Source organism: Lentzea sp. (assembly GCF_036380075.1).
Lineage (GTDB): Bacteria > Actinomycetota > Actinomycetes > Mycobacteriales > Pseudonocardiaceae > Lentzea.
Genome location: NZ_DASVFL010000322.1, coordinates 42,143 through 51,285 on the forward strand (window position 1 = coordinate 42,143; position 9,143 = coordinate 51,285).

The window sequence follows — 9,143 nt, forward strand, 5'->3', positions numbered from 1 at the left end:
GGTCAGAAGTTCCCGGCCGTGTTGCACTGCACCACCTGCACCACGCAGTCCTTCACGCGGTGCCCGAGCGCGTCCTCGTCCCAGGCGGCGAACACGTCGCCGTGCATGGACGAGGGCAGTCCCGAGGCCAGCCGGAAACCGTCCGCGCTGCCACCGGTCGGGTAGGAGATGGAGAACGTGACCGCGGGGATGGGCACCGGGAACTGGTCGGTGCACCGGCCGCCCTGGCCGAACGCGACGTGGCTCTTGTGGTCGGGGCTGTCGAGGTGCTGCCCGTCCCAGCACTCGGGGAAGCGCATGGTGAAGTGCAGCGTGCCGCCGTCGCACACCGGCCAGTTGCCGTCCCGGCTGCGGGTGGCCCCTTCCAGCGGGCCGCCCGCGCAGTAGAACTGGTTGACCGCGCCGGCCGGGGTCGGCACCTGCCGGGTGGCGTCGCCCACGACCATCCGCAGGCCCTGCGGCATCGGGAGGGTCTTCGACTTGTCGCCGAGCAGCGACCCGTAGTAGACCACCACCTGCTTCGGCTGGACGGGCTGGTCGCGTTCGTACAGCGTCGGGACCCAGTACGCCGAGTGGTCCTGCACCGGCTGGCAGCTCGACGCGGTGAAGCGCATCAGGTCGTCGAACGTGGTGTGCGCGTTGGTCCGGTCGTTGCCGATGAACGAGTGCATGTGCGACGCCCCCGGCAGCCCCGGCAGCACGATCGGGTCGTCCGGCGCCGAGTGGCTGTACGTGCACGTGGCGTTGAACTCGGCGTTCCGGTTCGCGTTCGGCGGCACGGTCCTCGGCGTCATCGCGCGGAACGCCGCCAGCTGCGCGTTCCACTTCGCCTGGTCCACCGGGATCCACGCCCCCGCCGCCCGCGGCTGGTCGTTCCCGGGCACCGGACCCGCCTCCGCGCCTCCGTGCGGCACCAGCACCGCTCCGACGACCGCCAGCACGGCGCCGGCGAGTCCGAGCCGACCGGCGGGCCTCTTCCCGCCGACCGGCCTCCTGTCACCTGACACGGCTTCCTCCTTCGCTCGCAGCACCACCGCTGCCAGCCGAAGCTAGGGCGCCGCGACGCCGGGTTCCTGAGCCGGAAGTCCCAGGGCTGCCCAGGTCCGGGACCCAGGTGGGAGCCCGGTCGCACCGGGCTCCCACCCGCGACCTACAGCTTCACCAGGTACACCTTCGCCGATCCCCAGCCCTCGGGACCGGTGACGCGCACGAGGTGACAACCGGCCGTCAGCGTCAGCACCCGCGTGCGGTACGTACCGGCCGCACCACCGACGTACCCCAGTTCCACGCCGTCGACGTAGGTGTTCCAGTACGACACGCCCGCGACCTCGTACTCGACCGCGTACGAGCCGGCGGACGGAGCGGTGGCGTCGAAGTCGTGCACACCGGTGACGGTGCCGAGCAGCTGCCTGCTCTCCGACTGCGCGACGGCGGACGCGCTGGGTGCCGCGACCGCGTCCGTGGCGCCGGTGACGCCCACCGCACCGAGCACCGCGAGCAGCGCCGCTCCGACGGCGACCTTCTTCCCGTGCTTCACCAAGGCTTCCTGCCTCCCCTGTCGGGACCTTCTCGGCGTGGCGGCGGAGAAGACTCTCCGTCAGTCCGATGTGGACTGTCTTCGTGAGAGCGCTTCCATGCTTGCGGGTGCGGACGATCGCTGTCAAGGACGACCGGCGCCGCGTGAGCACCGTCGGACACCGCCGGACCCGCTCACCCCATCGAGAAGACGCGACCCGCCCAGACCTCGGCCTCCTGCTGGGTCTCGTACTCGTCCAGGTACGGACCCGCCGCCACGACCACGCCGAGCGCGTGCAGCCGTTCGGCGTGCTCCTGCGAGACCACGCCGTTGGCGCCGACCTTGACGCCGAGCTCCTCCGCGCGGTCGACCACGTACCGCACCTGGCGCGTGGCCCACTCCGGCGGGTCGTCGAGCGCGACCGCGGCCACGACCGGCCCGACGAACATCGCGCCGGGCACCGGCAGGTCCAGCGCGGCGATGAGCTCGATGTCGGACAGCCCCGCGACGTCCAGCACGAACACGATGCCGAGCCGCGTCAGGACGCCGATCGACTCCTTCAGGTCGCCGCGCACGTCCAGCAGCGACGCGCTGTTCGTGCACAGCATCAGCCGCCCCGCCTCCAGGCCGTGCCGTTCGAGCTCGGTGCGCACGATGCCCACGAGGTCCGCGTCGATCGCCATGCGCCGGGGCAGGTTCAGGCACACCACCGGTGCGCCGTCGCCGAACCGGGCGCGCCAGTCCGCGGCGGTCTCCACCGCCTCGGACAGCAGGTGCCTGCCCAGCGGCAGCGTCATGCCGGTGAGCTCCGCGAGCTCGTACACCTCGTCCGCGTGCAACCGGCCGGCCTGCGGATGCCGCCAGCAGAGGCAGGCCTTGAGCGACGTCACGACCGGGGCGTCGGGCAGGACGACCTGCGGCCGGTAGACGACGCCGATCTCGCCGGTCTCGATCGCACCCGCCAGTGACGCGGCCAGGTAGTAGCGGTCGCGTGCCGCGCGGTCCGTCTCCTGGTCGAACAGCACCCACTGCGACTTGCCGAGCTCCTTGGCGCGGTGCAGCGCGACCTCGGCGGACCTGAGCAGCGCGCGGTGGTCGGACCCGGCCGCCTCGGCGACGACGATGCCCACGCTCGCGCTGACACCGACGCCGGCCGGGCCGTGGTAGACGGGCTGGGCGAGCTTGCGGAGCATCTCCTCGACCCGCGCCACCACGGACTGGTGCGTGAGCCTTCCCCTGATCGCCACCGCGAACTCGTCGCGGAACAGCCGGGCGATGAAGGTCCCCTCGCCGGCGAAGATCTGGCGGAGCGTGCCCGCCACGGCGCGCAGCACGAGGTTCGCCACGTCCGGGCCCAGTCCGTCGTTGATCACGCCGAACCCGTCGAGGTCCAGGAACAGCAGGGCGATCTGCTCACCGCCGCCGGCGGTGGCGACCTCGCTCTCGACCTTCGACCGGAAGTAGGCGTCGTTGGGCAGCCCGGTCAGCGAGTCGTGCAGCGTCTGGTGGCGGAAGGTCTCCTGCAGCTGCCTGAGCTCCTGCACGTCCTCCAGCAGGAACAGCACGGCCGCCTCGGTGTCCGGCAGCGCGGCCGCGGACAGCCGGACGGTTCTGCTCAGCGCGTCCGAGACGCGGATCTCCACCTCACCGCGGACGACCTGGTCCGGGCGAGCGCGGACCTGCTCCGGAGCGTCCGCCAGCAGCCGCCGGCTCAGCTCGTCCGCCGCCAGGTCGCCGATGCCGAACCCGGTCGGCGCTCCGGCCGCCGCTGCTTCGGCCAGCTCCGCGAACACCGCGTTGGCGGTGACCACCGTTCCCGCCGCGTCCGTGATCGCGGCCGCCGTCGGGCACGTCTCGAAGACCGTGTCGAAGCGGAGGCGGGCACGCGCACCGGACCGGTCGCCGTCCCGCAGCAGCCGGTCCAGCCGCCCGGCGACCAGCTCCTCCAGCTCTTCGTCCGACCGGGTGGAATTCCGGAGGTCGGCCACCCATCTGCGAGCCAGGTCGGCTATGTCGGGTGCGCTGTCGGACTCCGTCACGCGGACACCTCACACCAAGTTGTTCTCGCCGCACAAGGGCATTCGCCCCCGCGTTCGGCCAACAGGGTGACAAAGGGGCCCCTCGCCCATCCGGATCACCCGGATGGGCAAGGGGGTCACGTGGCGCCGTCCCGAGCCGGCTGAACCGCATCCGGCGGATCCACGCACACCAGGTTCGTGACACGACGGCGTGCGGATTGCCTTTCTCGCGCGGTCAACCCGATCCGGTGAACCGGAGACGACGGCCGCCGCACTTCCCCACGTCGCGACGCCCACGCGCGGGTTGAGAGTCCTTTGTGGATACATTCGGCCCCCCGGTGGTCCACTGAGGACGCTCGGTCTCACCCGGCGTCGGTCAGGGTGAGCTCGGCCCAGACGGTCTTGCCCTTCTGCCGCTGCTCCTGGCCCCACGCCAGCGAGCACGCGGCGATGAGCGCGATGCCTCGGCCCCCGCCGTTGTAGGCCGGTCGCTGACAGGCCTCGTCCCGGCACCCGTCGTCGACCTCGATGCGCATCCAGCCACCGCGGCGGACCAGCCGGACCTCGCGCGGTGGCTCACCGTGCCGCAGCGCGTTGGACACCAGCTCGTCCAGCACGATGACGACGTCGGCACAGCGGTCTTCGGGCAGGTCGGCCAGCAGGCCGCGCGCCCAGTTGCGGACCCGCGCCATCTCCGAGAGGTCGTCGGCGACCGTCAGCGCGGCGACGGTGGTGCCAGGCTCGCCGAGCGGCACCTCGGTCTGCCTGCCCTCGCCACCACCGGGCGTGTACCGGCTCGTCGCGGTCATCGCGGCCCCACTTCCTTCCCTGCTCGTCGTGCGCGTGCCGAGGTGCCAGCGGCGTCACAGCTCCCGGGGAGATGTTCGCCGCGAGCACCCCGGACGGTTCACATCCATTCCAGGCGACGTCGACTCACAGCGCCGAATTTCAGCGCCCGAGGCCGTTGAGCACGTCGGAGAGCTGGCGTTCGGTGTCGTTGCCGAGCTTCTCGAAGACCACCTTGGCGATCGGCGTCGCGAGCTTGGCCGCGCCGTGGAACTCCAGCTCGTTGGTGTAGGTGATCTTCGAGCCGGTGCCGTCGGGCGTGACGTCGATGGTCTCGGTCGAGGTGGCCGTGTCGTTGCGGCCCACCAGGACGACGCGTTCGTCGGTGAGCTGCTCCAGCGTGTACGTCAGCTCGGTGGTGATGCCGGCGATCTTCGAGGTGTTGTGCCACGACGACCCGACCCGGACGGGACCGCTGTCCTCGCGGACGCACCGCTCGGTGCCCGGATCCCACTGCTCGGCGTTGCCGAAGTCGGCGAGGTACGGCACGACAACTGCGGGACCGGGCTGGACGGTGAACGTGCGCGAGACGGTGGACATGGTCGCTCCCTCGTGGATGCTCGTGAAGTGCTCCGGACACCAGGCCCCCGGATACCCGTTCACCGGGCCGCTGTACCGAAACGTGCCGAACCACGCATGCGCCCAGTCCACTCCGGACCGCGTGCGCCCGCTACGGCGCCAGCGCGGAGCCGGACCGGATCTGGGCGATCAGCACGTCGAGATCGGCCACCGGAGGGATGTCGGCGGCCGTCGCCGTGAGCAGCCGCGCGGTCTCGGCCACCGCGCGTTCGTCCTGCCACGGCTCGGGGATGCCCGCGATGCTGGCCTTCCCGTCCGGGCCGCGCGTGATCGTGACGGCGTCGAGGCGGTGCCGCACGAGGGGACGCGCCGGGTCGAGCGAGAAGTGGTCGAACACCAGGGGCGTGCCGACCCCGCCGTGCCCGGCTCCCTCCAGCTCGTTCTGGTCGAACCTCAGCAGCGCCCGCCGGACCGAGCCGTTCCGGAGGCGTTCGTCCCGCAGCAGGATCGAGTACCGGCGGGCGGGGTCGACGCGCACCTCGCGGTCGTCGGCGTTGTCGAGCAGGCGGGCGAGCGCGCGGTACCGGGCGGCCATCGGCGGTGTCACGTGCCGGTCGGCTTTCAGCTCCGCGCGCACGAGCCAGGCTCCCGCGAGTGCGACGAGGACGCAGGCCACCGCGACCGCGACACCGAGCCCACCCAAGTGGACCAAGGGCACGACCACGGCGGCCGCGACCGCGACCACGAGAGGTGTGCCCACGAGGACGCGGCGCACCCACCTCGGTGGTGGTGAGGACGAGCGACGCATGCGGCCTCCCGGGCTGGGTCTGTCGTGAGGTGATCGGCCCGACCGGTACCGCTGTTACGCCGCGCGGTCACGTCACGCGCGGCGGCGTCGTGTGAGGCCCGACTCCATCCTGTTTCGGATTTCGCCGTCCAGGGCACTCCCGGGCCAACGTGCGCACCCGAGTTTCGGTTTCGGGTGTCGAGGAAGGAAGAGGGAACGACATGGGCGCCGATGACAAGCTGGAAGCCAAGGGCGACGAGCTCAAGGGCAAGGTGAAGGAAGGCGTCGGCAACGCCACGAACGACGAGGGCCTGCGTGCCGAGGGTCAGGCCGACCAGACCAAGGGCCACCTCAAGGAAGCGGTCGAGAAGGTCAAGGACGCCTTCAAGTAAGGCAGTTCTGACAGCACCGGCCCCCGCAAGTCGCTGCGGGGGCCGGTCGTCGTGCTTTCAGTCCACAGAGGACCGCGTGGTGGGCGTGCGTCACTCCCCCGGCTTCGCGGTCAGCGGGAAGCTCACCCCGGTGAGCCGCTCCGACGTCTCCCACAGCCGGCGCGCCAGCACCGGGTCGCTGGCCGCCGCCGAGCGTCCGACCAGCGCGGGGTGGCCGTGCAGCTCGAACCGGCCGTCCGGGCCCACGTAGCTGGCACCCGGCAGGTCCTGGGTGGCCGCGTACAGCGACGGCAGCGCGCCCTCGAGCTCGGTCTGCGCCAGGTAGCGGCCGGCGATGTGCACGATCTTGACGAGGTGCCGGTTGCGACCCTTGGTCCCCAGGTTGCTCGCCGTGTAGCCGGGGTGCGACGACAGGGCGCGCACCGCCGAGCCGGCCTCGCGGCAGCGCCGTTCCAGCTCCAGGGTGAACAACAGGTTCGCGAGCTTCGAACGGCCGTAGGCCCGCACCGGCGAGTAGCCGGCACGGGCGAAGTCCAGGTCGTCCAGGTCGAGCACACCCGCCTTGTGCGCGCCGGAGGCCACGGTCACCACGCGATCGGTGATCGACGGCAGCAACAGGTTCGTCAGCGCGAAGTGGCCGAGGTGGTTGGTGCCGAACTGGAGCTCGAACCCGTCGGCCGTGTGGCCGTGCGGGGTCATCGCCACCCCGGCGTTGTTGACCAGGACGTCGATCCCGCCCTGCCAGCCCTCGGCGAACGCGCGCACCGACGCCAGGCTCGCGAGGTCCAGTTCGCGGACCTCGGTGGTGCCTCGCATGGTGGCCGCCGCCCGCTCACCGGCGGCGACGTCGCGCACCGCGAGCACCGTGCGTGCTCCCGCCGCGGCGAACGCGCCGGCCGTGCCGCGGCCCACGCCGCTGGCCGCGCCCGTCACGACGACGGTGCGGCCGGTCAGGTCGGGCAACTGGTCCGCGGTCCACCGGGGTTTCGTCATGATCGCCAGCTTAGGCGCCGACGCACGAAGGAGCCTCCCCGGACTTCGAGTCCGGGAAGGCTCCCCTGCAGTGGGTCAGATGGTGGTCAGGAGCACTTGCGCCCGTCGTTCACGCACTTCACGATCTTGGCCATCGTCTGGTCGGAGTTGACGTTGGCGAAGTCGTTGTGGTCGGAGAACGGGTTGTGGTTCTCCTCCGGGAACGCGTCGAGCTGGTACTGGCCCTTCTGCTGGACGTCGCGGGAGATGTTGTAGGAGATGCTGATCCGCAGCTGCGGGATCGCCTTGAAGCCCTGCGGGCACGCGCCGGTCTGCTTGTCGGCGAACCGGACGTGGTCGCGGTGGTTGGCGCTGTCGGCGTTCTGACCGTCCCAGCAACCCGGGAAGTCGTGCACGCGCATGACCTTGCTGCCGTTCGGGCAGACCACGTACTTGTCGGAGAGGCGGTCCTCGAACCCGCCGCAGGTCCACGTCGCGCGGGCGTTGGCGGGGCCGCGGCTGGTCGGCTTGGCGTCACCGGTGACCATCTTGAGGAACTGCGGCATGCCGGTGACCTTGCTGGTCGCGTTGCCGCGGTACTCGATTTTCACCTGGGCCGGCCGGACGATCTTGCCGTTGTTGCCGACGAGTTCGAGGTTCTTGCCGGTGGGCGCGGCCAGCGGCGGGGCGGCGGTGGTCGTGGCGGCAGGCGGGGTGGTCGTGGTGGCACCGTTGTTGTTGCCGCCGTTGTTGTTGCCGTTGCCGTTGCCGTTGCCGTTGTTGCCGTTGTTGTTGCCGCCGTTGTTGTTCTCGCCCTCACCGTTGTCGTTGAGGCCGCACTTCGCCAGGCGGTCCAGGCCCTGCGGCTTCTCGCCGTTGCGGCCGATCGCGATCGCGATGCGGTCGAGGGTCGCGACCCGCTTGTCCTTCAGCGGCCCGAGGATCGCGTTGTCGATGAAGTTGGCGCCGCCCTGGCCCTTGGTGGTCACCAGGCGCTGGTTGGCCTCGGCGATCTGCTTGTCCAGCAGGTCGAGGTTGTTGTCCACCTCGTCGAGGGCCTGGTCCGGAACACCGTCCAGCGCGCCGCGCACGGACGGGCACTTGATCGTGGGCGTCGCGGCGTCGTTCTGCTCCGCGTTGTTCTGCTCGGCCTGCTGCAGAACGCCTTCCGCGGCGAACTTGCGCGGCTTCGACGAGTGCTCGCCGTGCCCACCGCCGCCGTGGCCGTGGCCCCAGCGCAGGTCGCAGTCGGCGAGCGGCTTCAGGTTCGGCTTGCGCGAGGACCGGGCCAGCGCGTTCGCGATGCGGTCGAGGGTCGCCGCGCGCTTGTCGCGCAGCGGGCCGAGAACGGTGTTGTTGACGAAGTTCGGGTCAGCGGGGTTCTGGGCGCGCGACACCCGGTCGTTGGCCTCCCTGAGCTGCTGGGCGAGCTGCTGGAGGTTCCGGATGATCTCGTCGCGCACCCGCTGCGGAACGGCGGGCAGGCGCTCGGCGACACCGGGGCACGCGACCTCGCCGGGGCCGTTCTCCTTGACCTTGTCCGGGTTGGAGCCGACGTCCTGCGGGTTGGCCTTGGGGTTGATGCGCACGACCGGCCAGAAGTAGGACGAGCGGTCGCCGTTGCGGCAGGTGGTCTCCGAGTCGAGCAGGCTCTCGTCGGTCGACTCCGCGCTGATCGACAGGTTGCCCACGAAGTCGTGGACGTGCTGCGCGCCGTGCTTCAGACCCGGCTGGGCGACCGGGTTGTCGGCGCTGAACTTGCCCTGCTCGTTCGTCCCGCAGTCGACCGTGAACACGCCGGCGGCGCCGTTCTTGCCGACCTTCGGATCCACGACGTTCTTGCCCACCTGCTCGATGGGCACGAACGCACCGAGCGGTGCCGGGTCACCGTTGTTGGCGGCGAGCGCCACGGCGGCGGTGCCCGCTGCGACAACGGCCACCGCAGACAGCGAAGCGATCAGGCGGAACTTCCGTCTGTCCGTCACGCGGTGCGTCATACGTCCTCCTCGTTCATGCGGCGCATGACCGGGGATACGTACGGTGTCGCGGATCGGCTCAACCGAATTGTGACCGTCGAACAAAATCGAACGTTG

At 70.9% G+C, this 9,143-nt stretch carries 9 protein-coding genes; 1 reads left to right on the forward strand and 8 read right to left on the reverse strand.

The genetic code is table 11. The features are described 5' to 3' along the window. Window positions 1-2: 2 nt before the first annotated feature. From VF330_RS33765 to VF330_RS33790, 6 genes are all read right to left on the reverse strand, one after another. Complete coding sequence (locus tag VF330_RS33765) at window positions 3-1,007, reverse strand: DUF1996 domain-containing protein (RefSeq protein ID WP_330855771.1); 1,005 nt, start codon at window positions 1,005-1,007, stop codon at window positions 3-5. 143 nt (window positions 1,008-1,150) lie between these two features. After that, window positions 1,151-1,537, reverse strand: coding sequence for a hypothetical protein (locus VF330_RS33770; RefSeq protein WP_330855772.1), 387 nt, complete (start codon window positions 1,535-1,537; stop codon window positions 1,151-1,153). Between the two features lie 173 nt (window positions 1,538-1,710). Beyond that, window positions 1,711-3,555, reverse strand: coding sequence for a diguanylate cyclase domain-containing protein (locus VF330_RS33775; protein WP_330855773.1), 1,845 nt, complete (start codon window positions 3,553-3,555; stop codon window positions 1,711-1,713). Window positions 3,556-3,896: 341 nt separating this feature from the next. Beyond that, window positions 3,897-4,343, reverse strand: a complete 447-nt coding sequence (locus tag VF330_RS33780; RefSeq protein WP_330855774.1) for an ATP-binding protein — start codon at window positions 4,341-4,343, stop codon at window positions 3,897-3,899. A gap of 139 nt (window positions 4,344-4,482) precedes the next feature. Continuing rightward, on the reverse strand, window positions 4,483-4,920 hold the full coding sequence (locus VF330_RS33785) for an SRPBCC family protein (RefSeq protein ID WP_330855775.1): 438 nt from the start codon (window positions 4,918-4,920) through the stop codon (window positions 4,483-4,485). A 130-nt stretch (window positions 4,921-5,050) separates the two neighbouring features. After that, window positions 5,051-5,707, reverse strand: coding sequence for a hypothetical protein (locus VF330_RS33790; RefSeq protein ID WP_330855776.1), 657 nt, complete (start codon window positions 5,705-5,707; stop codon window positions 5,051-5,053). 200 nt (window positions 5,708-5,907) lie between these two features. On the opposite strand from VF330_RS33790, the gene VF330_RS33795 reads away from it, so the two are divergent. Continuing rightward, on the forward strand, window positions 5,908-6,078 hold the full coding sequence (locus VF330_RS33795) for a CsbD family protein (protein WP_330855777.1): 171 nt from the start codon (window positions 5,908-5,910) through the stop codon (window positions 6,076-6,078). 90 nt (window positions 6,079-6,168) lie between these two features. Here the strand turns inward: VF330_RS33795 and VF330_RS33800 are convergent, their stop codons facing one another. Further along, window positions 6,169-7,071: an oxidoreductase gene (locus VF330_RS33800; RefSeq protein ID WP_330855778.1), complete on the reverse strand. Its 903-nt coding sequence runs from the start codon at window positions 7,069-7,071 to the stop codon at window positions 6,169-6,171. 86 nt (window positions 7,072-7,157) lie between these two features. Then, window positions 7,158-9,035 (reverse strand): DUF1996 domain-containing protein, encoded by a 1,878-nt coding sequence (locus VF330_RS33805; protein ID WP_330855779.1) that lies wholly within the window; start codon window positions 9,033-9,035, stop codon window positions 7,158-7,160. Between the last annotated feature and the right edge of the window lie 108 nt (window positions 9,036-9,143).